Annotated in this window: 29 protein-coding genes and 1 pseudogene; 23 read left to right on the forward strand and 7 right to left on the reverse strand. The window is 66.1% G+C overall.

From position 1 onward, the window contains the following. Positions 1-103: 103 nt before the first annotated feature. Both ACWGRX_RS07525 and ACWGRX_RS07530 read right to left on the reverse strand, forming a co-directional pair. Positions 104-214: pseudogene (locus ACWGRX_RS07525) on the reverse strand (IS5/IS1182 family transposase); the annotation flags it as partial. Positions 215-516: 302 nt separating this feature from the next. Beyond that, on the reverse strand, positions 517-882 hold the full coding sequence (locus ACWGRX_RS07530) for a winged helix-turn-helix transcriptional regulator (RefSeq protein WP_291634622.1): 366 nt from the start codon (positions 880-882) through the stop codon (positions 517-519). A 128-nt stretch (positions 883-1,010) separates the two neighbouring features. On the opposite strand from ACWGRX_RS07530, the gene ACWGRX_RS07535 reads away from it, so the two are divergent. Genes ACWGRX_RS07535 through ACWGRX_RS07545 form a run of 3 tightly spaced genes read left to right on the forward strand, consistent with a single transcriptional unit; the run spans position 1,011 to position 2,234 of the window. Continuing rightward, a complete protein-coding gene (locus tag ACWGRX_RS07535; protein ID WP_452117029.1) occupies positions 1,011-1,637 on the forward strand; it encodes a glutathione S-transferase C-terminal domain-containing protein in 627 nt (208 codons plus the stop codon). Continuing rightward, a complete protein-coding gene (locus tag ACWGRX_RS07540; RefSeq protein ID WP_291634618.1) occupies positions 1,634-2,014 on the forward strand; it encodes a nuclear transport factor 2 family protein in 381 nt (126 codons plus the stop codon). Before ACWGRX_RS07535 ends, ACWGRX_RS07540 begins: the two co-directional genes overlap by 4 nt. Before the next feature lie 4 nt (positions 2,015-2,018). Next, positions 2,019-2,234: a tautomerase family protein gene (locus tag ACWGRX_RS07545; RefSeq protein ID WP_452117030.1), complete on the forward strand. Its 216-nt coding sequence runs from the start codon at positions 2,019-2,021 to the stop codon at positions 2,232-2,234. A 67-nt stretch (positions 2,235-2,301) separates the two neighbouring features. Here ACWGRX_RS07545 and ACWGRX_RS07550 read toward each other — a convergent pair whose 3' ends face one another. Then, complete coding sequence (locus tag ACWGRX_RS07550) at positions 2,302-2,775, reverse strand: MarR family winged helix-turn-helix transcriptional regulator (protein WP_452117031.1); 474 nt, start codon at positions 2,773-2,775, stop codon at positions 2,302-2,304. A 77-nt stretch (positions 2,776-2,852) separates the two neighbouring features. On the opposite strand from ACWGRX_RS07550, the gene ACWGRX_RS07555 reads away from it, so the two are divergent. From ACWGRX_RS07555 to ACWGRX_RS07580, 6 genes are all read left to right on the forward strand, one after another. Next, positions 2,853-3,260, forward strand: coding sequence for a RidA family protein (locus tag ACWGRX_RS07555; protein WP_452117032.1), 408 nt, complete (start codon positions 2,853-2,855; stop codon positions 3,258-3,260). Then, positions 3,244-4,323 (forward strand): TRAP transporter substrate-binding protein, encoded by a 1,080-nt coding sequence (locus tag ACWGRX_RS07560; protein ID WP_452117033.1) that lies wholly within the window; start codon positions 3,244-3,246, stop codon positions 4,321-4,323. The genes ACWGRX_RS07555 and ACWGRX_RS07560 overlap by 17 nt, the downstream gene beginning before the upstream one ends. A gap of 49 nt (positions 4,324-4,372) precedes the next feature. Beyond that, positions 4,373-5,068 (forward strand): aspartate/glutamate racemase family protein, encoded by a 696-nt coding sequence (locus ACWGRX_RS07565; RefSeq protein ID WP_452117034.1) that lies wholly within the window; start codon positions 4,373-4,375, stop codon positions 5,066-5,068. 164 nt (positions 5,069-5,232) lie between these two features. After that, complete coding sequence (locus tag ACWGRX_RS07570) at positions 5,233-5,532, forward strand: PepSY domain-containing protein (protein WP_452117035.1); 300 nt, start codon at positions 5,233-5,235, stop codon at positions 5,530-5,532. A gap of 32 nt (positions 5,533-5,564) precedes the next feature. Further along, positions 5,565-6,101: a hypothetical protein gene (locus ACWGRX_RS07575; RefSeq protein ID WP_452117036.1), complete on the forward strand. Its 537-nt coding sequence runs from the start codon at positions 5,565-5,567 to the stop codon at positions 6,099-6,101. Positions 6,102-6,155: 54 nt separating this feature from the next. Next, the gene (locus tag ACWGRX_RS07580) at positions 6,156-6,359 is read left to right on the forward strand and encodes a CsbD family protein (RefSeq protein ID WP_291648315.1); all 204 of its coding nucleotides are present in this window, start codon (positions 6,156-6,158) and stop codon (positions 6,357-6,359) included. A gap of 85 nt (positions 6,360-6,444) precedes the next feature. Here the strand turns inward: ACWGRX_RS07580 and ACWGRX_RS07585 are convergent, their stop codons facing one another. Beyond that, positions 6,445-6,624, reverse strand: coding sequence for a hypothetical protein (locus ACWGRX_RS07585; protein WP_452117037.1), 180 nt, complete (start codon positions 6,622-6,624; stop codon positions 6,445-6,447). A gap of 171 nt (positions 6,625-6,795) precedes the next feature. Between ACWGRX_RS07585 and ACWGRX_RS07590 the strand changes: the two genes are divergently transcribed. Together ACWGRX_RS07590 and ACWGRX_RS07595 are read left to right on the forward strand one after the other, a co-directional pair. Further along, the gene (locus ACWGRX_RS07590; protein WP_452117038.1) at positions 6,796-7,005 is read left to right on the forward strand and encodes a hypothetical protein; all 210 of its coding nucleotides are present in this window, start codon (positions 6,796-6,798) and stop codon (positions 7,003-7,005) included. Between the two features lie 120 nt (positions 7,006-7,125). Next, complete coding sequence (locus tag ACWGRX_RS07595) at positions 7,126-7,251, forward strand: hypothetical protein (RefSeq protein WP_291634600.1); 126 nt, start codon at positions 7,126-7,128, stop codon at positions 7,249-7,251. Positions 7,252-7,464: 213 nt separating this feature from the next. On the opposite strand, the gene ACWGRX_RS07600 is transcribed toward ACWGRX_RS07595, so the two are convergent. Next, positions 7,465-7,836 carry a hypothetical protein gene (locus ACWGRX_RS07600; protein WP_452117039.1) on the reverse strand — a complete coding sequence of 124 codons (372 nt, stop codon included), beginning with the start codon at positions 7,834-7,836 and terminating at the stop codon, positions 7,465-7,467. Positions 7,837-8,098: 262 nt separating this feature from the next. On the opposite strand from ACWGRX_RS07600, the gene ACWGRX_RS07605 reads away from it, so the two are divergent. The 11 genes from ACWGRX_RS07605 to ACWGRX_RS07655 all read left to right on the forward strand — a co-directional run bounded on the left by ACWGRX_RS07605 (position 8,099) and on the right by ACWGRX_RS07655 (position 21,251). Next, positions 8,099-8,983: a MurR/RpiR family transcriptional regulator gene (locus tag ACWGRX_RS07605; protein ID WP_452117040.1), complete on the forward strand. Its 885-nt coding sequence runs from the start codon at positions 8,099-8,101 to the stop codon at positions 8,981-8,983. A 300-nt stretch (positions 8,984-9,283) separates the two neighbouring features. Then, a complete protein-coding gene (locus ACWGRX_RS07610; RefSeq protein WP_452117041.1) occupies positions 9,284-10,432 on the forward strand; it encodes a mandelate racemase/muconate lactonizing enzyme family protein in 1,149 nt (382 codons plus the stop codon). 17 nt (positions 10,433-10,449) lie between these two features. Continuing rightward, complete coding sequence (locus ACWGRX_RS07615; RefSeq protein WP_452117042.1) at positions 10,450-11,208, forward strand: creatininase family protein; 759 nt, start codon at positions 10,450-10,452, stop codon at positions 11,206-11,208. Between the two features lie 58 nt (positions 11,209-11,266). Further along, positions 11,267-12,802 (forward strand): ABC transporter substrate-binding protein, encoded by a 1,536-nt coding sequence (locus tag ACWGRX_RS07620; RefSeq protein WP_452117043.1) that lies wholly within the window; start codon positions 11,267-11,269, stop codon positions 12,800-12,802. A gap of 313 nt (positions 12,803-13,115) precedes the next feature. Further along, a complete protein-coding gene (locus ACWGRX_RS07625; protein ID WP_291634587.1) occupies positions 13,116-14,057 on the forward strand; it encodes an ABC transporter permease in 942 nt (313 codons plus the stop codon). Next, a complete protein-coding gene (locus ACWGRX_RS07630) occupies positions 14,057-14,917 on the forward strand; it encodes an ABC transporter permease (protein WP_291634585.1) in 861 nt (286 codons plus the stop codon). Before ACWGRX_RS07625 ends, ACWGRX_RS07630 begins: the two co-directional genes overlap by 1 nt. Before the next feature lie 2 nt (positions 14,918-14,919). Then, complete coding sequence (locus ACWGRX_RS07635; RefSeq protein WP_452117044.1) at positions 14,920-15,966, forward strand: ABC transporter ATP-binding protein; 1,047 nt, start codon at positions 14,920-14,922, stop codon at positions 15,964-15,966. Next, positions 15,963-16,967, forward strand: coding sequence for an ABC transporter ATP-binding protein (locus ACWGRX_RS07640; RefSeq protein WP_452117045.1), 1,005 nt, complete (start codon positions 15,963-15,965; stop codon positions 16,965-16,967). Before ACWGRX_RS07635 ends, ACWGRX_RS07640 begins: the two co-directional genes overlap by 4 nt. Before the next feature lie 101 nt (positions 16,968-17,068). Then, a complete protein-coding gene (locus ACWGRX_RS07645; protein WP_452117046.1) occupies positions 17,069-17,335 on the forward strand; it encodes a heavy-metal-associated domain-containing protein in 267 nt (88 codons plus the stop codon). A gap of 70 nt (positions 17,336-17,405) precedes the next feature. Continuing rightward, positions 17,406-19,772 carry a heavy metal translocating P-type ATPase gene (locus ACWGRX_RS07650; protein ID WP_452117047.1) on the forward strand — a complete coding sequence of 789 codons (2,367 nt, stop codon included), beginning with the start codon at positions 17,406-17,408 and terminating at the stop codon, positions 19,770-19,772. Positions 19,773-20,153: 381 nt separating this feature from the next. Next, the gene (locus ACWGRX_RS07655; RefSeq protein ID WP_452117048.1) at positions 20,154-21,251 is read left to right on the forward strand and encodes a TRAP transporter substrate-binding protein; all 1,098 of its coding nucleotides are present in this window, start codon (positions 20,154-20,156) and stop codon (positions 21,249-21,251) included. A gap of 46 nt (positions 21,252-21,297) precedes the next feature. On the opposite strand, the gene ACWGRX_RS07660 is transcribed toward ACWGRX_RS07655, so the two are convergent. Together ACWGRX_RS07660 and ACWGRX_RS07665 are read right to left on the reverse strand one after the other, a co-directional pair. Further along, positions 21,298-22,491: an alpha-hydroxy acid oxidase gene (locus ACWGRX_RS07660; RefSeq protein ID WP_452117049.1), complete on the reverse strand. Its 1,194-nt coding sequence runs from the start codon at positions 22,489-22,491 to the stop codon at positions 21,298-21,300. Between the two features lie 300 nt (positions 22,492-22,791). Beyond that, entirely contained in the window at positions 22,792-23,325 is a 534-nt protein-coding gene (locus tag ACWGRX_RS07665; RefSeq protein ID WP_452117050.1) for a hypothetical protein, read from the reverse strand. Positions 23,326-23,707: 382 nt separating this feature from the next. On the opposite strand from ACWGRX_RS07665, the gene ACWGRX_RS07670 reads away from it, so the two are divergent. After that, entirely contained in the window at positions 23,708-25,216 is a 1,509-nt protein-coding gene (locus ACWGRX_RS07670; RefSeq protein ID WP_452117051.1) for an acetyl-CoA hydrolase/transferase family protein, read from the forward strand. The last annotated feature ends 24 nt before the right edge of the window (positions 25,217-25,240 follow it).

Raw genomic sequence — 25,240 nt, forward strand, 5'->3', positions numbered from 1 at the left:
TGTACGAAAGCAACGCCGGCGCTGCGCGAGAGTAATTTCTGGTCCGGCCGAGGCCTCATTCCGGACAAGTCGCAAAGCAGTACAGCTACCGAAAGCCATCGCAGAGCGTTTTGCGCGCGTCCTGATCGGACGATGCGTCGATCCAGCCTCCGTCGAATTCCAGACCATTTATGATGCCGCTGATGACCCGGCGGTCATCGACATGCGGCTTGCCCCTCTACCCGTCGCCAGATGCGGCGCGACCCGCACGAATTACGCATTCGTCGGCCAGAAGCGATCCCGCTTGATGCCCCCTTCCTTTCGGAAACCGTGTGTCACACCGGCCCGGCGGCGCCGGCCATTTTCAGGGTCCCGACTCTGGGAGCAGCAGGAGGTATCATCGCAGGATGCGGCAGCGTTGTTTCTTAAGCCTCCAAAAACATCCGTAGTAACCAGCAAGTCAAAACTGTGCATTCCTACGCAGAAACGGAGTTTTTTAACGAATCGGCTGGCACGGTGTCGAGTGGCAGACCACGATCACGAACGTTGATCAGCGTGAAAACCAGCAAGCTTGAGCTTATGACCAACCTCGACGATGGCGTTCAACGCCGGAAGCAGTTCGCTTCCGAGGGGCGTCAGGCGATACTCGACAGTCGGTGGCGTCGTCGCCAAAACATGTCGGGAGATGACGCCGCGTTGCTCCAATTCCCGGAGCCTCTGGGAGAGGACCTTTGCGGAAATCGGCGGAATATCCATACGTAACTCGCTGAAGCGGCGAGGTCCGCCACGCAACTGCCAGATGACATTTGGGGCCCAGGCGCCCTCTATGATCGCCATGCATTCGGTGAGCGCGCACGGCGGCGGCGGCGCCTCGCTTCGATTTTTTCTGACCTTAATCGGCATGTCGAAACCAGGTTACTCCGCGGAAACGTGAAACGATGGTTTCCAATGGAAACTTCGTTGCCACTGGTAACCGAAATTCATAGCTTGAGATCGTCGACGGTCAACCAGCAGACGACATGGAGTAGCTGATGCACCTGTATTTCAAGCCCGGCGCGTGCTCACTTGCCGCGCGTATCGTTCTCACCGAACTCAATGTCCCTTTCGAAGCCACGCAGGTCGACACCAAGACCGGTTTGACGGCAGCTGGTGCTGACTATCGATCGATCAACCCACGAGGCTATGTGCCGGCGCTCGTCCTTCAGGACGGCACGGTCATCACCGAAAATCCAGCGATCCTGCAATATATTGCCGACCGCCATGGCGATGAAGCGCAGCAACCCGCGGCCGGCACGCTCGATCGTGCACGCTTGCATGAAGCCCTCAACTTCATCTCCTCGGAACTTCACAAAGCGTTTTCGCCCTATTTCGGCGAGCGCCTGCTCTCGCAAACGGAAAAGGAGGCTGCCGAAGCAGTGCTTGCCCGGCGGATCGGCGATGTCGCAAGCATGCTTGCCGACGGACGAAGATTTGTCCTCGGAGAGACCTACAGTGTTGCCGATGCATATCTGTTCGTTGTTCTGAACTGGGCGAGATTTGTCGGACTGGACCTCAGCCGCTGGCCTCAGGTCGAACGATACGTCTCCAGCATGGCGTCACGGCCGGCGGTCCGCAAGGCGATGGTCGACGAAGGGCTGATCGAGAAGGCCGCCGCATGAGCGCGCCATTTCAAGCTGTCACCGCGGTCCTCGAGGCGTATTTCGACGGGCTATATTACTGCGACGCGGCGAAGCTCGAGCAGGTCTTTCATCCGAAAGCAATATACGCAACAGCTGACGAAACCCCGCTGCTGTATCGCACGATGCCCGAATACATGCAGGTCATCGCGGCCAGAAAGTCTCCGGCCAGTCGCGGCGATGAACGCCACGACGTCATCGACGCTATCGATTTCGCTGGCGACAACACAGCCTTTGCCCGTGTGCGCTGTACCATAGGCGCGCGTGATTTCGTCGATTTCCTGACGCTGGTGCAGGTCGATGGGCAGTGGCGCATCATGGCCAAGATATTCCAGATCATCGAGCGTAAGCCGGAGTAACGCGATGCCCTACGTCAACATCAAGATCACACGCGAGGGTGCGACGGCGGAACAGAAGGCGATGCTCATCAAAGGCATCACAGATCTTCTCGTTACAATCCTCGACAAGAAGCCGGCGACCACCTTCGTCGTGATCGAAGAGGTCGCTTTTGAAGATTGGGGAGTCGGCGGCCTGCCTGTCGATGAATATCGCCGTCAACTCGCGAGCGGCGCCAGCTAGGTTCCGATCTCATCCGGTATTCCCTTCGCTCCAGCCGGAGCGAAGGTGCAAGGCGAGGGAAGCCGCGCTAAACTGTGGTGTCGAGCCAGTTGTCCTCGCGGAAGATCAGCCGGGCTAGAAGCCCGTCCAGCAATTCGCGCTCGGCCGTGGAGACCAGAGGCTCGAGCATCGGGCGCTCGCGCGCGATGAAATAGGCGACGACCTTCTCGCTCATCGCGCGCCCCTCCTCCGTCAGCGAGAGCAGCTCGATCTTGCGGTTCTGCTCGGCCGGTTCCTTCGCGATCAGGCCGAGCCGCACCAGCTTGCCGACCGCCGGGCTGATGCTGTTGCGCGGCCTCCCGGTCATCTCGGCGATCTCGATCCCGCTCAGCGGCGTCATATGCGCCAGGCAGAACAGGATCGCCGCCTCGGCCCGGTTGAAGCCGAGATCGGCCTGCACCCGGGCATAGATCACGCCCATCAGATAATTGGCCAGGAAGCTGATCCGGTAGCCGGTAGTGATCGCGTTGCCGGTGAGCATGGCCTTCGCTGAATCTCGCATGCGCGCTGAATCCGATTGACAGGGATCGGCGCCCGCCCTCTTATGTTCCGAACGGAACATAAGAGGGCGAGACGGTTGTGAGACAGCAGGTAGCCAGCGACGGCCCTTATGAAAAGCGGATTGGCTATTGTCGCGCCGTCCGCGTCGGCAACCATGCCGTCGTCGCCGGTACCACCGCCCTCGGCCCGGACGGCGTGGTCGGGGCGGGCGATGTCGAGGTCCAGACCAGGGAGAGCCTGCGCAAGATCGCCGAAGCCCTGACGGCCTGCGGCATGAACGGGCTCGAGAACACCGTCCGCACCCGCATCTTCCTGCGCCATGCCAATGACTGGGAGAAGGTCGGAAAGATCCACGGCGAGTTCTTCGGGCAGATCCAGCCCGTCACGTCCTTTCTGGCCGGGCTCACCTTCATCCACCCGGACATCCTGATCGAGATCGAAGCCGACGCAATTCTCGGAGGAGGAGAAAATGGCGTTCACGCGTAGGCGGATACTGGCCGGAGCAGCCGCGGCCACGACGATCGCAGCACCGGCGGTAGCGCAGCAATCCGGCGAGCTGCGCTGGCGCCTGGCCTCGAGCTTCCCGAAATCCCTGCCGATCCTGTTCAATGCCGCCGAGAACCTGGCGCGCCGGGTCGATCAGCTGACCAAGGGACGCTTCAAGATCCAGGTCTTCGCGGCCGGTGAGATCGTCGGCGGGCTCCAGGTGCTCGATGCGGTCGGCGCCGGGACCATCGAATGCGGCCACAGCGCGACCTTCTACTATACCGGCAAGGACAAGGCGCTCGCCTTCGATACCGGCCTGCCCTTCGGCCTCAACTCGCGCCAGCACATCGCCTGGATGATGCAGGGCGGCGGCCTCGAATTGCTGCGGCCCCTCTTCGCCCGCTTCGGCGTGGTTCAGTTCCCGCTCGGCAACACCGGTTGCCAGATGGGCGGCTGGTTCCGCAAGGAGATCAACAGCGTCGCCGATCTCTCCGGCCTGAAGATGCGCATTCCCGGCATCGGCGGCGAGATCCTGTCGCGCATGGGCGTCGTGCCGCAGACCATCGCGGCGGGCGACATCTATTCGGCCCTGGAACGCGGCACCATCGACGCGGTCGAATGGGTCGGCCCGGCCGATGACGAGCGCCTCGGCTTCCAGAAGGTGGCGCGCTACTATTACTCGCCGGGCTGGTGGGACTGCGGCCCGCAGATCAGCCTCTACATCAACGACAAGGCCTGGGCTGCCCTGCCCGACGAGTTCAAGGCGGCGATCGAGACGGCGAGCGCCGAGTCGACCATGCTGATGCTGGCGCAGTACGACACCCAGAACATGGCCGCCCTGCGCCGCCTGGTCGGTGCTGGCGTGCAGCTCCGCTCCTTCCCCCGCGACGTGATGGAAGCCGCGTTCAAGGCGGCAGACGCCTATTATCGCGAGGAAGCGGCGCGCAATGCCGAGTTCCGGCGGATTTACGAGCCGTGGACGCGCTTCCGCGACGAGATCCAGCAATGGTTCCGCATCGCCGAACTGAACTACGACGTCTTCGCGCATACGCAGAAGCGATGAGCGGGCCGCATTTCCGCGATGGCGACGCCCCGCAGGACGCCGTCGGATCGTGAAACCGCTCGGCCTGCTCGGCGGCATGAGCTGGGAGAGCACGGCGGTGTATTACCGCCTGCTCAACGAGGGCGCGCGGGCCAGGCTCGGCGGGCTCCACTCCGCCCCGCTCCTGCTGCATTCCTTCGACTTCGCCGCGATCGCCCGCCTTCAGGCGGCCGGTGCCACGGCCGAGCTGGCGGAGCTGATGATCGCCGCCGCCCGCGGCCTTGAGCGTGCAGGCGCAGCCGGCGTCATGATCTGCGCCAACACCATGCACAGCCTCGCTCCACAGATCGAGGCGGCGATCGGCATCCCGCTCATCCATGTCGTCGACGTTACCGCACGCGCCATCGAGGCCGCGGGCTGCCGGCGGCCGGCCCTGCTCGCCACCCGCTACACCATGGAACAGGGCTTTTATCGTCAGCGCCTGGCGCAAGGCGGCCTGCTGTCTCCGGCGATCCCCGACGCGCGGGGGCGCCTCGCGATCAGCGACATCATCTTCGACGAGCTTTGCTGCGGCATCATACGCCCGCAATCGCGCGCGACCTGCCTGCACGAAGTCGAGCGCATGCGGCCTCAGGCGATCGACAGCGTCATCCTCGGCTGCACTGAGCTGACGCTGCTGCTCTCGCAGGGCGACTTTGCTCTGCCGGTCTTCGACACGACGCAGCTCCACGTCGCCGCGGGCCTGGATTTCGCCTTCTCCGGCTGAGCCGCGGACGAGCCGCGCTCCCCCGACGCTACGCCCGGGAAGTCCCCGCCACCCCGGCTCAACGGACGGCGCCGGCCGCATTTTCAGTTTTCCGGGAACTTGTCCGTCCGCCGCCAGTTTTATTGGCAGCGGACGAAATACCGTTTTTCCACAAGGAGATAATGATGCGGAACGTGGTTCTCACGTCGATCTTCTGCGCCTTGGTTGCAACCGGCGCGCAGGCACAGACCTCGACCACATCGCCGATGCCGGCCCCGAAGGCGCCGGCCGATGCCAATGCGCCACTGCCGGGGGCCAACAGCTTCACCGAGGGCCAGGCCAAGAGCCGCCTCGAGGCCAATGGCTACTCCAATGTCAGCGCTCTCAAGAAGGACGACAACGGCGTCTGGAAGGGAACGGCGACGCATTCGGGCACGCAGGTCAGCGTCTCGGTCGACTACCGCGGCAACATCACCCGCAACTGAGCGACCTCATCGATTTCGGGAGACAAGCAGAGATGACCCAAACCATCACGCGATCCTACGACACCTATGAATCCGCTCGCATCGTCGTCGAGCAGCTCGAAGCCGCGGGCTTCTCCAATTCGGAGATCAGCCTCGTCGGGCGGCATGAGAAGGCCGATGACAGCAATGCCGGCGAAGGTGCCGGCATCGGCGCCGCGCTCGGGGGAGCCGCCGGCCTGCTGGCGGGCCTCGGCCTGATCGCCATTCCCGGCATCGGGCCGGTGGTAGCGGCCGGCTGGCTCGCCTCGACCGCCGCCGGCGCTGTCGCCGGCGGCGCGACGGGCGGCATCGTCGGCGCGCTGACCAGCGCGGGCGCCAGCGAGGATGACGCCAACTACTATGCCGAAACGGTGCGCCGCGGTGGATCGGTCGTCTCGGTCCGCACCAGCGACGACCGGGCGCCCGCCGCAGAGGCGATCATGGACGGCGCCACGCCGATCGACCGCGACGAGCGCCTCGCCGAATACCGCAGAACCGGCTGGAGTCGTTTCGACGACCGGGCCGAGCCGTATCGTAGCCCGTTGATCTGACCGCGCGGCCGCCTGGGCGGCCTCCTACCCCTCCCCCTTGAAAGGAGTGATCCGATGGACTGGAACCGCGTCGAAGGAAACTGGAAGCAGCTCAAGGGCAAGGTCAAGGAGCAATGGGGCAAGCTGACCGACGACGATCTCGACGTCATCGCCGGCAAGCGCGACCAGCTCGAAGGCAAGATCCAGGAGCGCTACGGCATCGAGAAGGACCGCGTGAAGGCGGATGTCGATAGCTGGTACGATCGCCAGAGCTGGTGACGGCCCGCCGACAGGGTTCGGTGCGGTCGGCGCCGAGCCCGCGCCCGCCGCCGATCGTGCGGCGGGCGGTCTACAAAGGGAGAGGCTATTTCTCGCCGGCCTGGGCCGGCTTCTTGCCGCCCTCCTTCACCTCCGACGTCTCGGCGTCATGCGGCTCGGGGTTCCGGACGGCATTTGCGGCCGCCGCCTTTCGGGCGGCCCGTTTGCGCCGGTCAAGGCGCTCGAAGACGCGGGCGAGACGCAGAGACAGGGGGCGCGACGACATGGGACGTCTCCGATTGCGCTGTTATGGAGCAAGGCGTTTCAAAATAGGACGGCATCGGCACGGTCTGACCTCTTACGCGCAAATCGCGCGCCAGCATCGGCGTTTGTGCAGCTTCAAACTCCTGCCAAATCTCTGTGATGGACTGGTCGGCTTTCGAACCGGGAGACCAAAATGCGACTGACCCTGGCCATCCTCGCCCTGGCCCTCAGCGGATGCAGCGGAGCGCAGCAGCCGCAGGGATCGACCCCCAATCTGACCATCGGAACGGCGCAGTGCTCGAAGCATTCCTGGGGCACGTCGGCCATGGCCGCATGCTTGGATCGCGCTGCGGAGAGCCAGTCGGCGACCGTTGCGGAAGGGTCCTCGGGGGGCAATGGCTGAGCTGGCCTTGCCCTTCGGGAAGATCGCCGCCCCGCCCAAAACCTTGTGCAGCGCAGCAAAAAGACCTATCTTTGGTGTGCCAGAAGCAAAACTCCCCCTAGATCATGAAAGGAGAGAACCATGCTCGAACGGCACGACTCGGAAGGCGCACTTGACGCCGAACACGAGGACGACATCGAGACGACCCAGCAGGACGACTCGGAAACGTTCTCGCCACGCGCCCATCAGGATGGGTTCTGGAGCTAGTACCGGACGCTTTCAAATGGCAGTGCCCGACGTTGCCATCTGAAAGCTGGATCTGTCGATAAGCGACGCCGGAGGCAGGGCTTGAGCACATAGGGCGACACTGTCGCCCGCCCCCGCCCCGGCGGTTTCAATGAAGAAGAAGCGGACGGCGTGACAGTGCTCCTTCCCCGGGAGCGACGCCGTCCGGGAAGCCGATAGCCGAAGGCGCCGCTGTCAGCCGATGCGCCTGGTGACGATGGTCAGTTCCCCCTCGTCGCTCATCTCGGCCATCACCACGTCGCGGGCAGAAAACCCCTGCGCCTCCACCGCCGATCTGACCGTCGGCACAGCCTCGATCGCCTGCTGCAGCTGTTGCACCTCGTTGGCCGTGCGAGTCGCCACATGCTGGTTCACTCTCGCCCTCGCCTCATCGGGCAGATCGTCGAGCTCGACCACGTGAATGGCCGTGATCTCCGACGCAGCCGGCACAATGTCGGGAGAAGTCACCGGCGACTGCACCGGCGGCGTTCCGCTCGGCTCCGTCTGAGCCTGCGCCACACCCGCCAGGGCGAGCGCTGCGACGGCCGCTATCGTGATCGTGCGCATGAGACCTCCTCCCCTGATTGTCGATCGTCTCCATAAGACCGTACGAATGGGAGCAGAGGCCGAGCTCCCGCGGGTGATTTCGTGACCATCTCGCGGCAGGCCTGTGGCGACACGCCTTGCCCTGCCCGTCCATGTCGCGATAATCGGCGTTTCGCCGGAGCCACACGCCGGGCTGTGGAACACCGCCCGCGACCGCACGGATACCCTTGGTCCCGATCACGGGATATGCGACGCCGCAACTGCGAATGCCGGAAAGGGGACGATGCGCCACGTGAGCAGCCTGATCGATCGCATGCGGCTCGAAGCCCCCGAGATGAACCGGGCTGAGCGCAATGTCGCCGAGATCATTCTGGCGGACATCGACGGTGCAGCCCGGATCAGCACCCGCGACCTGGCGACCCAGGCCCATGTCAGCGAACCGACGGTGGTGCGCTTCGCCCGCCGCATGGGCTGCGACGGCTTCACCGATTTCAAGATCCGTCTGGCCCAGGAATACGCGATCGGCCGGATGTATCTCGCCGCCGAGCGCCAGCAGCCCGCCGACACCGGCAACGAGGTCGCCGAGCACGTCTACAACGCGACCGTGCAGGCGCTGTCGATGGCCTTCGCCCAGCATGATCCGCAGGCGATCGAGGCCGCCGTCGACCTGCTCGACAAGGGCCGCCGCATCTTCTGCTTCGGCGTCGGCGGCAGCTCGGCCAATGTCGCGACCGAAGCGGAGAACCGGCTGTTCCGGCTAGATGTCGCCGCATCCTCGACGGCCGACCCCTATCAGCAACGCGTCATGGCCGCGACCTGCGGGCCCGACGACGTCCTGCTGATCTTCTCGGTCACCGGCAAGCCGCGCTCGCTGCTCGACAGCGCCGAGATCGCCCGCAGCCAGGGCGCCGGCGTCATCGCCGTCACCCACCCGCCGAGCCCGCTAGCCGAGATCGCCAGCGTGCTCGTGCCGCTCCAGGCCTTCGACGAGGAAAAGTTCTTCTACATGCCCAATCGCGGCCGCTACGGGCAGCTCTTCCTGCTCGACTGCATCGCGACCCTGCTCGGCGCCCGCCGCATGAAGAGCGTCTCGAAGAAGCTCTGGCGCGCCCGCGCGACGCTCATCGCCCTGCATGGCAGCACAGAGGGGCAGCCGATCGGCGACTGATTCCACCATTAGGTAATTCCACTACATAAATTCCCTCTGAGAGCCGGCCGAGACCTTCGGCATGGCGCCGCGGCGTATAGCCTCAGAGAAAAAACCGAAGAATCAATCAGATAACGTTCGATCAGGACACCTTGGCAGCTGCGCAGCGCCCGGCCCACAGGCATCCCACCCCTTGCCAAACGGCGCCACAGTGTCATCGCATGTGCAAATATCTTCGGCTCGATTGACAGCAAATGTAATCTAGCTACATTCCCGGCCCGTCGCGCGCCACGCGCCAATGACCAGAAGACGAGCCGAGCCATGCAGCCAGCCGACGGAACGATCCTGTCCTTCCAGTTCGACGAGGTCATCGTCCCCGCCAATCCCGGCGTGATCAATTCCGAGAGCCTCGCCAAGCCGCTGCATATGCTGCCGGTCGGTGGCAAGGCGAGCTGGAGCGTACAGTTCGACGAGCTCCCCAAGCTGATCGTCAGAATCACGCTGAAGAACGGCGTCGTCGGCATCGGCGAGTTCTATCGCGACCATGAATGGCCCCGCCTCGAGGCGATCTGCGCCAACCTGATCGGCCAGTCGATCTTCGACCTGCCGCTGCAGGATCTGCCGCTGCCGCTCTGCCGCGAATATGACGGCTTCGAATGCGCGATCTGGGACGCCTATGCCAAGACGCTGGGCGTGCCGATGCACCGGCTGCTCGGCGGCGCCATCCGCGACCGGGTCAATGTCAGCGCCTGGTCGAGCCACCGCACGCAGGACGAGGTCGGCCCCTGGGTGAAGCGCTATTTCGAGCAGGGTTACCAGGTCATCAAGTTCAAATGCGACCTCGAGGACGACGTCGCCGGCTGGTGCGCGCAGATCAAGCAGCATGCGCCCGGCATGAAGGTGATCTTTGATCCCAACCAGCGCTGGGAGAACTCGGGCAATGCGCGCCCGATCATCCGGGAGCTGGAAAAAATCGGCAACGTCCTGCTGCTCGAGGACCCGCTGCCGCGCTGGATGTTGCAGGATTTCGCGGAGCTGCGCCGCTTCTCCTCGATCCCGATCGTGCTGCACGTCTCGCTGCCCTATATCTATCAGGGCCAGCGCGCGCATGACGCGATCAACGCCATCGCTCATGGCGCGGTCGACGGATTCAACTTCAATTGCGGCCTCGCCAAGTTCCAGACGCTCGACCACATCGCCTCGACCGCCGGCGTCTATTGCTGGCACGGCTCGGAGGTCGATCTCGGCATTCTCGAAGCGATGTATGTCCACCAGGCTGCCGCGGCGAAGAGCTGCGTCTGGCCGAGCGACATTTTCGGCCGGATGATCCGCAGCCACGATCTGCTCGCCAAGCCGCTCACCTTCGAGCCGCCGCATGTGCGCATTCCCGATGACGGGCCGGGGCTCGGCATCGTCCTCGACGAGGCCGCCATCGCCCGCTTCCGCGTCGGCGGCCGCACGATTTCCTGAACAGCGAGCTCATTTCCATGCGTTGGGAAACCCTCACGACGAACGAAGTCGCCGCGCTCGATCGCGACATCCCGATCGTCCTGAACGTCGCCGCGATCGAGCAGCACGGCCCGCATCTGCCGCTCGAGACCGACGCGGTCATCGGCGACCACTTCCTGCAGGCGCTGGAAGCGAAGCTCGGCGACAAGGTCCTGATCCTGCCCCAGGTCAAGGTCTGCTGCTCCGAGCACCATATGGATTTTCCCGGCACGCTCAGCGTCCGCCACGAGACCTTCCTGGCCTATGTCGGGGATATCCTCGAAAGCGTCGCGCGCCACGGCTTCCGCAACATCGTGCTGTTCAACAGTCATGGCGGCAACCAGGCGATCGGCCAGGTGCTGCTCGAGACCTTCGGCACGAAGCATCGCGACTGTCGCATCGCCTTCCTGACCTGGTGGCGGCTCGCCGCCAAGGAACTCGGCGCGATCCGCGAGAGCAGCTTCGCCGGCATCAACCATGCCTGCGAGTTCGAGACCTCGCTGATGCTGCTCGGCGCCCCCAAGAGCGTGCGCACCGCGCTGGTCTCGGGGATGAGCTATGTCGGCACCCATGACTGGGCCAATGCCGACATGATCCTGCCGGCCCGCGGCGCGCTGTTCCGCTCCATGCACGAAATGTCCGGCGGCACCGGGGTCGTCGGCGACCCCTCGCTGGCCACGCGCGAGAAGGGTGAGCAGATCACCGCCGCCGTGGTCGAGCAGCTCGCCCATGTCGTGGAGACCATCCGCCGGCGCTGACGGGAAGCGCCGTTGATTTCAACACCGACTGACAAGAAACCACAGGGAGGAAGCTGAGATGTTGAAGAAATTGGCCCGCATCGGCGCGACCGCGCTCGCCGTCGCGGGATTGGGCGCCGCGGCGCCGGCTCTCGCCCAGCAGAAGGGCGGCGCGCTCAACGTCGCCACGATCGGCGAGCCCAACACGCTCGACCCGATGGTCGCCGCCGGCGACCTTCTGGGCATGATCACCCAGCATTTCTACGAGACGCTCTACACCTTCGACAAGAACTGGGCGCTGACCCCGCTCCTGGCCGAGGCGCTTCCGCAGATCAGCGACGGCGGCAAGCTCTACACCATCCCGTTGCGCCAGGGCGTCACGTTCCACAACGGCAAGGCGATGACCGCGCAGGACGTCGTCGCCTCGCTGAAGCGCTGGACCGAGCTCGCCTCGCGCGGCAAGCTCGTCGCCTCCAACATCGCCTCGATCGAGGCGGAGGGCGACAACTCGGTCAAGATCACGCTGAAAGCCCCGTTCGCGCCGCTCACCGCGCTGCTCGCCTTCAACAACTCCGCGGCCGTGATCATGCCGGCCGACAAGATGGAGAACCCGATCAAGGAGGTGATCGGCACCGGGCCCTACCAGCTCAAGGAGCGCAAGCCCGACCAGTACATCCAGCTTGTCCGCTTCGACGGCTACAAGCAGCGCCAGGGCGAGCCCGACGGCTTCGGCGGCGCCCGCAAGCAGTATCTCGACGAGATTCGCTTCGTACCGGTGCCCGACGCCAACACCCGCGTCGAAGGCGCGCTCGCCGGCCAGTTCGACTTCGCCGACCTGATCCCGGTCGAGGCCTTCGACCGGCTGAAGGGCCAGGCCAAGACCGAGCCGTTGCTGATGCAGGGCTTCGGCTGGCCGATGTTCATCATGAACAACAAGCAGGGCATGATGACCAACCAGGACATGCGCAAGGCTGTCCAGGCTGCGCTGAACGCCGAGGACATGCTGGCCGCCGCCTTCGGCAAGCCGGAATTCTACAAGGTCGACGGCGCCATGTATCCGGAAGGCTATGCCTGGCGCAGCGATGCCGGCATCAAGGCCTACAACCAGGGCGATGCCGACAAGGCCAAGGCCCTGGCGAAGACCGCGAAATATGACGGCGCGCCGATCCGCATCCTGACCAGCCGGCAATACGAGTTCCATTACAAGATGGCGCAGGTCGCGGCCGAATACCTCAAGGCCGCCGGCCTCAAGGTCGACCTCCAGGTCGTCGACTGGGCGACCTTGGTGCAGCGCCGCGCCGAGCCGGCCCTCTGGGACATCTTCATCACCCACAGCCCGTTCCTCGCCGAGCCGGCCCTGATCGCGCCGCTGCCCGACAGCTATCCCGGCTGGTGGGCGAGCGAAGCCAAGAACAAGCTGCTGAACGCCCTCAATGCCGAGTCGGACGTCAACAAGCGCAAGGCGATCTTCGCCGATCTGCAGAAGCTGATCTTCGAAGAGGTACCGTTCTACAAGGTCGGCGATTTCGCCGCCCTCAGCGCCAAGTCGCCGCGCCTGAACGGCTACACGGCCTCGCCCTGGCCGTATTTCTGGAACGCCTCGCTCAAGCCCTGAGCAAAGTTCCAAAGCCTCACGGTTTCACACTACGGGAGCAGCCGGTCGCTGCTCCCGACCATCACCAAGAGGCCATTCGGCAACTCACAGCCCTCATCCTGAGGCGCCATTTCGTCCGAAATGGCGTCTCGAAGGATGGTCCAGGAGGCTCCCGAGACATCTGGATCATCCTTCGAGACGCCGCTTCACGGCTCCCCAGGATGAGGTTGGTGAATTCCCGATCGATCCTGCAAGAACGTCCGCGGGCAACGCTGCCAGCACGGCGCTCGGCCCGCGATCACTCCTCACCAAGCACAACGGAAACCGGCACGCGATGACGCGATATGTGATGCAGCGCATCCTCGGCATGCTGGCGGTGATGTTCACGGTCGTGACGATCGTTTTCATCATCGTCCGCATCGCCCCCGGCGACCCCGCTGCGGTCATGCTCGGCCCCGATGCGACGGCCGCCGACATCAGCGCCCTGCGCAGCCGGCTCGGGCTCGACCAGTCGCTGCCGACGCAATACGTGCTGTTTCTCGGCCAGCTCCTGCGCGGCGATCTCGGCCAGTCGATCTTCCTCAACATGCCCGTGCTGAGCGCGCTCGCCGAGCGGGCCGAGCCGACCTTCTTCCTCACCCTGTTCTCGATCCTGATCGCTAGCGCCATCGCCCTGCCGGTCGGCATCCTCTCGGCCTATAAGCGCGGCTCGCTCTTCGACCAGCTCGCCACCACCTTCGCCATGTTCGCCGCGAGCATTCCGAGCTTCTGGCTCGGCCTGATCCTGATCCAGATCTTCGCCGTGCGTTATGGCTGGATGCCGGCCTCCGGCTATGGCGGCCCCGACGCCTCCTTCCTCGAGCGGCTGCGCCATCTCGTCCTGCCGGCGCTGGCGCTCGGCATCGTCTCCTCGGCGCTGATCACCCGCTTCACCCGCGCCTCGATGCTCGACGTGCTCAACGACGACTATGTCCGTACCGCCCGCTCCAAGGGCATGGGCGAATGGGGCGTGGTGATGAAGCACGCCCTCAAGAACGCGCTGATCCCGGTCTTGACCGTGATTGGCCTCACCGCGGCACTGCTGATCTCCGGCGCGGTGGTGACCGAGACCGTGTTCAGCCTGCCGGGCATCGGCAATCTCGTCGTCTCGGCCGTGCTGCGCCGCGACTATCCGGTCATCCAGGGCGCGCTCCTCGTCATCGCCGCCCTCTATGTGCTGATCAATTTCCTGATCGACATGCTCTATCTCGCGATCGACCCCAGGGTGCGCTACTGATGGCCGCCCCCTCCTCGCCCGCCGCCCGCCCGCGGCTCGCCAGCCTAATCCTGCAGCGCAAGACGCTGGTGATCGGCCTCGTCATCATCGCCGTCATCGCCCTGCTGGCGATCCTCGCGCCCTTGATCGCGCCCTATTCGCCGAGCCGGCTTTCGGTGGTCAACCGGCTGAAGCCGCCTAGCGAGCGCTGGTTCTTCGGCACCGACGAGTTCGGCCGCGATATCTTCAGCCGCACCATCTATGCCGGCCAGCTCTCGCTGCTGGTCGGCGCGGCGGCGACCACGCTCGCCGCGATCCTCGGCATCACCCTCGGCCTCGTCGCCGGCTTCTTCCGCCGGGCCGATGGCGTCATCGCCCGCATCATCGACGCGATGATGGCCTTCCCCGACATCCTCCTGGCGATCTCGCTGGTCGCGGCGCTCGGCCCCTCGCTCGCCACGGTCATCGTCGCGCTCGGCATCGTCTACGCGCCGCGCCTCGCCCGCATCGTGCGCGCCTCGACGCTGATCATCCGCGAACTGCCCTATGTCGAGGCGGCGCGGGCGCTCGGCGTGCCGACCTGGCGGATCATGACCCGCCATGTCCTGCGCAACCTCGTCTCGCCGATCCTGGTCCAGGCCACCTTCATCTTCGCCTATGCGATGCTGGCAGAGGCGAGTCTGTCCTTCCTCGGCGTCGGCGTCAGCCCGGAAATCCCGACCTGGGGCACGATGATTGCCGGCGGCCGGCAATATATCGGCCAGGCCGACTGGATGATGCTCTTCCCCGGCGCCGCGATCGTGCTGAGCGTCCTGTCGCTGCAGCTTGTCGGCGACGGCCTGCGCGATCTGCTCGATCCGCGCCTGCGCAAGGACCTCTGACCATGGCGACCACGGAAACGACAGCCGTCGCCGCGCGCGCGACCGAGGACGACATCCTGCTCAGGGTCGAGGACCTGCAGACCCACTTCCTGCTCGGATCGCAGGCGGTGAAGTCGGTCGACGGCGTCAGCTTCTCGCTGCGCCGCGGCGAGACGCTCGCCGTGGTCGGCGAGTCCGGCTCCGGCAAGTCGGTGACCAGCCTCTCGATCATGCGGCTACTTGCCCATCCCGGCAGCATCGTCGGCGGGCGCATCCTCTACCGCTTGCGCAGCGGCAAGGTCGTCGATCTCGCGCAGCTGCCGCTGAAGCGGATGCGGGCCATCCGCGGCAGCGAGATCGCGATGATCTTCCAGGAGCCGATGACGAGCCTCAACCCGCTCTTCACCGTCGGCGATCAGATCATGGAAATGATCCTGCTGCACGAGCCCTTGTCGCGGCGCGAGGCGCGGGCGCGGGCGAAGCGCATGCTCGAGCTGGTCGAGATCCCGGCGGCCGAGCGGCGCCTCGCACAGTATCCGCACGAAATGTCCGGCGGCATGCGCCAGCGCGTGATGATCGCGCTCGCTCTGTCCTGCAATCCGGCCCTGCTGATCGCCGACGAGCCGACGACCGCGCTCGACGTTACCATCCAGGCGCAGATCCTCGATCTACTGCGCCGGCTCCAGGCCGAGATCGGCATGAGCATCCTGTTTATCACCCATAACCTCGGCGTCGTCGCCGAGATCGCCCATGAGGTCGCGGTGATGTATGCCGGGCGCGTCGTCGAGCAGGGCCCGGTCGCCGGCGTCTTCGCAAGGCAGCGCCACCCCTATACGCGCGGCCTGCTCTCCTGCATTCCCGATGCGCGGCGCGACCGCGTTCCCGGCCAGGGCCGCCGCCTGCTCAACGCCATCCCCGGCAGCGTGCCGAGCCCCCTCGCCTTGCCGCCCGGCTGCACCTATGCGCCGCGCTGCCCGCTGGCCGAAGAAAGCTGCACGCAGGCCGTGCCGCCGCTGCTCGACGTCGCGGCCGCCCATTTCACCCGCTGCTGGAGGCATGACGCGCTGTGACCGCTGCAAGCACGCCCGCAAACCCGGTCGCTTCGGAGACGCCGCTGCTCTCCGTCCGCAATCTCCAGAAGGTCTTCTCGACCCGTGGCGGCGAGGTCCGGGCGGTCTCCGACGTCTCCTTCGAGGTTCGCCGCGGCAGCATCGTCGGCATCGTCGGCGAATCCGGCTCGGGCAAGACCACGGTCGGGCGCTGCATATTGCGTCTGGTCGAGCCCTCCGGCGGTGAGGCCGTGTTCGACGGCGTCGACCTGTTCGGCCTGCCGGAGAAGGCGCTGCGCGGCTATCGCCGGCGGCTGCAGATCATCTTCCAGGACCCCTATTCCAGCCTCAACCCGCGCATGCGGGTCGGCGAGATCATCGGCGAGGCGATCGACACGCATGGCCTCGCCAAGGGCAAGGCCCGCGAGGCCCGCATCGCCGAGCTGCTCGGCCGGGTCGGGCTGAACGCCGAGCACGCACGGCGCTATCCGCATGAGTTCTCCGGCGGCCAGCGCCAGCGCATCGGCATTGCTCGGGCACTCGCGGTCGAGCCGGAGCTGATCATCGCTGACGAGCCGGTCTCGGCGCTCGATGTCTCGGTCCAGGCCCAGGTGCTCAACCTGATCCAGGAGCTGCAGCGCGAACTCGGCCTGACCATGGTCTTCATCAGCCATGACCTCTCGGTGGTCGAGTATCTCTGCGACGACATCGTCGTGCTCTATCTCGGCCGGATCATGGAGAAGGGGCCGGCGCAGGAGGTCTACGCCAATCCGCGCCACCCCTACACCAGGGTGCTGCTCTCGGCCGCGCCGATCCCGGACCCGAGCGCCAAACGCGAGCGCGTCATCCTCAAGGGCGACATTCCGAGCCCGCTCAACCCGCCCTCGGGCTGCGTCTTCCGCACGCGCTGCCCGCATGTGATCGACGCCTGCGCCAGCGCGATCCCCGATATCGAGGAGGTCGGCCCCGGCCACAGCGTCGCCTGCATCAGGCAGAAGGAACTCGCCGACACGGCTGGCTGAGCCCGCCGCGGCGCTTCACACTCGGCACGTGCAGAAGGGCTTGACCTTACCACTGTGGGAAGGTGCAGGCTGCTGTCATCGTCAACCGAGGACAGCGAACCATGTGCTCCTGCCAGCAACATTCCCAAGCCGCCGCGACCACCGCGGCCCCGGCCGAAGGCGCCGTCAGCTTCCGGGTCGAGGACATGACCTGCGGCCATTGCGCCGGCACCATCAAGACCGCGATCGAGAGCAAGCTGCCGGGAACCTCAGTCGACGCCGACCCCGCCTCCAAGCTGGTCAGCGTCCGCGGCGGCGCCGATTTCGCAGCGCTGAGCGCGATCGTGACCGCGGCCGGCTACACCCCAAGCGCACAGCTGACGCGCTGACCCGAGAGAGAGACCGGCGGGCGGATCCCGCCGGCTTCGCATCACGGCGCGGGGAAGGAGAGAAGGCACGATGGCCGATCACCAGCATCACGGACATCACGAGCACGGCCACCATCATGGCCATGGCCACGCCGCGCCGGACAGCGTCAAGGATCCGGTCTGCGGCATGACCGTCGATCCCGCCACGGCCAAGTACAGCGCCTCCCATGCCGGCAAGCGCTATTTCTTCTGCTCCGAGGGCTGCCGCGGCAAGTTCGAGGCCAAGCCGGCCGCCTATGCCGAGGACGCAGCGCCGAAGCCCACCGCAGCGCCCGCGCCCGAAGGCTCGATCTACACCTGTCCGATGCATCCGCAGATCCGACAGCCCGCTCCGGGCAGCTGCCCGATCTGCGGCATGGCGCTCGAACCGGAGATGCCAACCGCGGATCAGGGACCGAGCCACGAGCTTGTCGGCATGACCCGGCGATTCTGGATCGGGCTCGTCCTGACCCTGCCGGTCTTCGCCCTCGAAATGGGCGGCCATCTCCTCGGCCTGCACCAGCTGATCGCGCCGCAGAATTCCAACTGGCTGCAACTCGTCCTGGCGACGCCGGTCGTGCTCTGGGCCGGCTGGCCCTTCTTCGAGCGCGCCTTCGCATCGCTCGTCAATCGCAGCCTGAACATGTTCACGCTGATCGCCATGGGTACGGGCGTCGCCTGGATCTACAGTGTGATCGCGACCATCGCCCCCGACCTCTTCCCGTCGACATTGCGCGCTGCCGACGGCTCGGTCGCCGTCTATTTCGAGGCCGCGGCCGTCATCACCGTGCTGGTGCTGCTCGGTCAGGTCCTGGAACTCCGGGCCCGCGAGCAGACCGGCGGCGCGATCCGCGCCCTGCTCGATCTCGTGCCGAAGACGGCGCGCCGCGTGCGCGAGGATGGCGAGGACGAGGATATCCCGCTCGAATCCGTCCATGTCGGCGACCGGCTGCGCGTTAGGCCGGGCGAGACCGTGCCGGTCGATGGCGAGCTCGTCGAAGGCCGCAGCTCGCTCGACGAGTCCATGGTGACCGGCGAATCCATGCCGGTCACCAAGGAGGTCGGCGCGGCGCTGATCGGCGGCACGCTCAACCGCACCGGCGGCTTCATCATGCGCGCCGGCAAGGTCGGCAGCGACACCATGCTCGCCCGGATCGTCAACATGGTGGCCGAGGCGCAGCGCTCGCGCGCGCCGATCCAGCGCCTGGCCGACCAGGTCTCCGGCTGGTTCGTCCCGCTGGTCATCGTCATCGCCATTGCGGCCTTCGCCGCCTGGATGATGTTCGGCCCGGAACCGCGCCTCGCCCACGCCCTCATCGCCGCTGTCGCGGTGCTGATCATCGCCTGCCCCTGCGCGCTCGGTCTGGCGACGCCGATGTCGATCATGGTCGGGGTCGGACGCGGTGCCGGCCTCGGCGTGCTGATCAAGAATGCCGAGGCGCTCGAGCGCTTCGAGAAGGTCGACACGCTGGTCGTCGACAAGACCGGCACGCTGACCGAAGGCCAGCCCCGGCTGATCGCCATGCGGACGGCCGGCGGCATCGACCAGAACGAGCTGCTGCGGCTCTCCGCCTCGCTCGAGCGCGCCAGCGAGCATCCGCTCGCCACCGCGATCGTCGAGGCCGCCAAGGAGCGCGGCCTCACCCTGGCCGAAGCCCGGGATTTCGACAGCCCGGTCGGCAAGGGCGTGACCGGCAACGTCGAAGGCCGCGCGCTCGTCATCGGCAGCCACCGGATCATGGGCGAGCTCGGCATCGACTTTTCCGCGTTGTCCGCCGAGGCCGAGACCCTGCGCGGCGAAGGCGGCACGGTGATCTTCGTCGCCATCGACGGCAAGCTCGCCGGCCTGCTGGCGATCGCCGACCCGATCAAGCAGACCACCCCGGCGGCGATCCGGGCGCTGCGCGACGCCGGCATCCGGGTGGTCATGCTGACCGGCGACAACCGGACGACAGCGCAGGCCGTGGCGCGCCAGCTCGGCATCGACGAGGTCGAGGCCGAAGTGCTGCCGGAGGAGAAGAGCGCCGTGGTCGACAAGCTGCGCGGCCAGGGCCGGGTCGTCGCGATGGCCGGCGACGGCGTCAACGACGCCCCTGCCCTCGCCGCCGCCGATGTCGGCGTCGCCATGGGAACCGGAACCGACGTCGCGATCGAGAGCGCCGGCGTCACCCTGGTCAAGGGCGATCTGCAGGGCATCGTGCGCGGGCTTCAGCTCAGCCGCGCGACGATGAGCAATATCCGGCAGAACCTGTTCTTCGCCTTCATCTACAACGCCGCTGGCGTTCCGGTTGCCGCAGGCCTGCTCTACCCGTTCTTCGGCATCCTGCTTTCGCCGATCATCGCGGCAGCGGCGATGGCGCTGTCCTCGGTCAGCGTGATCGGTAACGCGCTGCGCCTGCGCGTCACGGCGCTCGACTAAGGCCTGCACGCCCGGAGCGGCAAGCTCCTGGCGGCGCTTCCGGGATCGGCTGGCGCGCCGCATCGGCAGAATCAATCATCCCGGACGGATGCGCTGATGGAGCGGATGCGCCGCTCCATTGTCCCGCCGGCCTTCGCGCGCGCCAGCCGGACATCACCCGCAGCAAAAATTCGGCGCGCGCCGGCAGGCCGGAAAAGCCTGACGCCCTATGGTTTGCTCCAGAAAACCGGTCTCCCGGGACCGAAAGCTTCACCTTTCGCCTGCTTCGCCTAATTACGGGGTTGACCGTCCGGCTTGCCACCGGTGGAGGGCGCTGACATGGTCGCGTCCAAGCCGATACCGGTGGCCGACAAAACTGCTGTTCCAGAGGAAACGTTACTGATGAAACGCCGCTCATTCCTGAAGGGCGCCGGCATCGGCGCGGCCGCCGGCATCGCCAGCCCGGCGATCGCGCAGAGCCTGCCGACGATTTCCTGGCGCCTGGCTTCGAGCTATCCGAAGTCGCTGGAGACCCTGTTCGGAGCCTGCACCCATTTCTCCGAAGCGGTCGCTGCGGTCACCGACGGAAAGTTCAAGATCCAGGTCTTCGCCACCGGCGAGATCGTGCCGGCGCTGCAGGTCGCCGATGCCGTGACGACCGGCACCGTCGAGATGGGCCATTCCGGCTCCTATTTCTACATTGGCAAGGACACCGCCTTCGCCTTCGGAACCGTGATCCCCTGGGGCCCGAACAGCCGCCAGATGCAGGCTTGGCTCTACCATGCCGGCGGCCTGGAGCTGCTCAACGAGTTCTATGCCAAGTTCAACATCTACAACCTGCCGGCCGGCAATACCGGCGCGCAGATGGGCGGCTGGTTCCGCAAGGAGATCAAGTCGGCCGCCGACCTCCAGGGCCTGAAGATGCGCATCGGCGGGCTCGGCGGCAATGTGCTGCAGAAGATGGGCGTGGTGCCGCAGCAGCTCGGCGCCGGCGACATCTACCCCGCGCTGGAGCGCGGCGTGCTCGATGCCGTGGAGTTCGTCGGCCCCTATGACGACGAGAAGCTCGGCTTCGCCAAGGTCGCGCCGTATTACTATTATCCGGGCTTCTGGGACGGCTCGGCCGAGCTCAGCTTCTTCATCAACCTGGAGAAGTGGAACAGCCTGCCCCCGGCCTATCAGAAGGCGCTGAAGATCTGCGCCGAGGCAGCCGGCCATGACATGCAGGCGAAATACGACGTGCTGAACCCGGCCGCGCTCAAGCGTCTCGTCGCCGGCGGCGCCCAGCTGCGGCAGCTGCCCAACGACATCCTCAAGGCGAGCTACAAGATCACCAAGGATCTCTACGCCGAGATGTCGGCCGCCAACCCGAACTTCAAGAAGATCTACGACCATCTCTGGGCGTATCAGCAGGACAGCCTGCGCTATTGGGCGATCTCTGACTTCGCCTATGACTACATGTCCGTCACTGCCCTGCAGCAGCGCTGGGCCGAAGGCTGAGACCAATCCGGCCGGGCCCTTCGGGGCCCGGCCGACAAGCATTTCGTCAGGTGCGGGTGCGCCGCTGGGCCGGACGCAGATGATCCGGCGTCACGGCTGAGAGCCGCGCAACGCCGAGCAGGATCATCGCCACGTCGAGCTCGTGGCGCAGCAGTGTGATCGCCTTCTCCGCGCCTTCCTGGCCGCCGGCCGTCAGCCCCCAGAGGAAGGGGCGGCCGATACTGCAGGCGGTGGCACCGAGACCGACCGCCTTCAGTATGTCCGTCCCACGCCGCACGCCGCCATCGACGATGAGTTGGGCCCGGCGTCCGACCGCCCGCGCGATCTCGGGCAGCATCGTGACCGGAGCGGGCGAATGGTCGAGCTGGCGTCCGCCATGGTTCGAGACCATCAGCGCTTCGCAGCCGATCTCCACCGCCTTCGCCGCATCCTCCGGATGCATCACGCCCTTGATCACCATCGGGCCGCGCCAGAGATCGCGCAGCTTCTGCACATCGCCCCAGTGCAGGGACGCGTCGAAGGAACCGGCGATGCGCTGGGCGATATTGGTGAAGCCGGTCGTCCCGGCATCCTCGAAATTGCCGAAGCGCGGCGGCGAGCGCAGCACGCCGAACGACCAGGAGGGATGCAGGGCCAGATCGAGCACATTGGCGAGGCTCGGCCGCAGCGGCATGGTAAAGCGGTTGTGGACGTCGCGCTCGCGCCGCCCGGAGACCGGCAGGTCGAGCGTGACGCAGAGCACGCGATAGCCCGCCTCCTGCGCCCTGCGCACCAGACCATGCATCCAGTCGCGGTCGCGCAGGCCGTAGAGCTGGAACCAGAGATCGGTCTCGGGCGCCCCTTTGGCGACCTCCTCGATCGAGGCCACCGACATGGTCGACAGCGTGTAGGGGATGCCCATGCGGCCGGCTGCCCGGGCGGCGAGGATCTCGCCATTGGGGTGGTAGAATCCGGTCAGGCCGGTGGGCGAGAAGACCAGCGGCAGCGCCTGCTCGCGCCCCAGCAGCTCGACCTTCGCCGAGCGTTCCGCGACATTGACGGCGATGCGATGCACGAGATGCCAGCCGAGGAAGCCGTCCTCATTGTCGCGCAGCGCCGTCTCGTCCTCGGCCCCGCCGTCGATATAGTCGAAGACCGCCTTCGGAAGGCGGCGCTGCGACAGGGTGCGCAAATCGCGGATCGAAGCCGCGTCGGCCAGCCCCGCGCCATAGGACAGCGCGGTTGCGCCGGTTTCTCTCACGATAGCCCTCCCTGATCTCTCGGCGCGCCGCCAGCTCGGGGGACGCGATCGCCCCTCCTTGTCACGGAGCGGGGCTGTGAGGAACGCCGGAGCGGGGAAGCGGACCTGACATGACCGCATAGCGACCGAACGGTTTCGTGGCCTCGCCGCAACCGCGCTTCGCGATGCCCGCTCGTTTCGGCAGGCGGCAGACGCGGATGCGGCGGGCAGGCCGCGCCATGTTTCCGGCGCCGATCCCCGCCCGCTTCCGTCCGTCGCAATGGCGTCGCGGCGGCCGAACGATCGGCGCCCGATGCCGGCTCAATCGCTCATCAGGCTCCTGAAGACCAGGACCGAATGGGGGCTCTTCGAGGAGAGCCCGACGACCGTGCAGCCCTCCCGGACCGGCCCCGCCCCACGCAGCGTCACCGTCGCGCGGTCCTTCGAATATCCGCCCGTCACCTGGTAGGGTGCGGGCGGGCAGCCCTGCTTGAACGCATAGGCGGTGCCCGAAAGCTTGCCACCTTCCTTGAAGGGCTGTCCGCGGAACAGGACCGTCCCCTTCCGGGCGAGGCCGTTCAGGGAGGCCTTCGGCTCCTCGTAGACGATGAGGCCGTGCTCGAACGCCATCTTCATCAGGCTCCCATTATGGTCGTAGGGACCGTGGGAGGCGGCCAGATGGCCCAATGTCTCGAAGTCGAAGAGCTCGCCATCCGCGACAGATCGGGTGGCTGCAAGCACGAGGCCGGCTTTGGCCGGATCGTCGCGCACCGGCGTGGCCGTGAGAATGGCAGTTTCGGCCTCATTTGAAGCAGAGCGCGCATCGCCCGCCTCGACACCGCAGAACGCCGCCAAGGCGAGCATCATGACCGAACAGCTTTTCATGGTTTCCCCAACAGATGAACGTGCCCGCAAAATGCCCGAAGCGCGTCAAACCCGGTTCAATCCGATCGCTAGAATTGCGGCGATGTTCACGCCTGTTCACACACCAGACCCTGCCGCGGATCGGGCGCCGCCACACAGACCGGGCCGTCCCTGAAGCACCGGCCCGCGCCCGCTGCGACCAAAGCACGGCTTGACCTTGGCCCCCGTCTCGGCGTGGAAGAACCAGGAAGCGGCTGCGGGGATACTGCCCTGGCCGCGACCGGTTCAGCCCCGTGGAGCTCTCTCAACCACGAATTTGACCGGAGCAGCCTCCGGCTCGCCTGAACCGGATCGATCAGAAACGGATTTCGAGATGTCGAGAATTGCGAATGCGGCACTGCGCGCGAAGGTGATGGGCGCACAGGATGCAGCAGCGCTCGTCAAGAGCGGCATGACCGTGGGATTGAGCGGCTTCACCGGTTCGGGCTATCCGAAGGCGGTGCCGCTGGCCCTGGCGGCGCGCATCGAGGCGGCCCATGCGGCGGGCGATCCGTTCCGCGTCAGGATATGGACCGGTGCCTCGACCGGCCCGGAGCTCGACGGCGCCCTCGCCAAGGTCGACGGCATCGAATTCCGCCTGCCCTATAATTCCGACCCCATCGCCCGCGAGAAGATCAACAGCGGGCAGATGGACTATTTCGACATGCACCTCTCGCAGGTCGCGCCAATGGCCTGGCAGGGCTTTCTCGGCCCGCTCGACGTGGCGGTCGTAGAGGTCACCGGCATCCGCGAGGACGGCACGCTCATTCCGTCCTCCTCCGTCGGCAACAACAAGACCTGGCTCGACCGCGCCGACAAGGTGATCCTCGAGGTCAATCGCTGGCAGAGCGCCGCGCTCGAAGGCATGCACGACATCTATTACGGCACGGCCCTGCCGCCGCACCGCGTGCCGATCCCGCTCGTGAAGCCGCAGGACCGTATCGGCGAACCCTATCTGCGCTGCGCCCCCGCAAAGATCGCCGCGATCGTCGAGACCGAGGCGCCGGACCGCAACCTGCCCTTCTCGCCGCCGGATGCAGCGGCCAAGGCCATCGCCGGCCACCTCATCGCCTTCCTGAGCCATGAGGTGGCGAAGGGCCGCCTGCCCGCCTCGCTGCTGCCGCTGCAATCGGGCGTCGGCAACATCGCCAACGCCGTGCTCTCGGGCCTGCTGGACGCGCCGTTCCAGAACCTGACCTCCTATACGGAGGTCATCCAGGACGGGATGATCGACCTGATCGATGCGGGCAAGCTGACGCTCGCCTCGGCCACCGCCTTCTCGGTCAGCCCGCAGGCGGCCGAGAAGATCAATGCCGGAATGGCGCGCTATCGCAACCACATGATCCTGCGACCACAGGAGATCAGCAATCATCCCGAGCTGATACGCAGGCTCGGCTGCATCGCCATGAACGGGCTGATCGAGGCCGACATCTACGGCAACGTCAACTCGACCCATGTCATGGGCTCGCGCATCCAGAACGGCATAGGCGGCTCGGGCGACTTCGCGCGCAACGCCTATATCTCGATCTTCATGACGCCCTCGACCGCCAAGGGCGGCACGATCTCGGCGATCGTGCCGCAGGCCAGCCATGTCGACCACATCACGCAGGACGTGCAGGTGATCGTCACCGAGCAGGGCCTCGCCGATCTGCGCGGCCTCAGCCCGAAGCAGCGCGCTCGCACGATCATCGCCAACTGCGCGCATCCGGACTACCGGCCGGCACTGGAGGATTATTACCGCCGGGCCCAGGCCGGATCCTACGGCCTGCAATCGCCTTGCCTGCCGGCCGAAGCCCTGTCCTGGCACCAGCGCTTCATCGAGACGGGCAGCATGCGGGGGTGAGCAGCCCGCCTCGAATTCCGAAGC

This window comes from Allobosea sp. NPDC055594 (assembly GCF_053618995.1).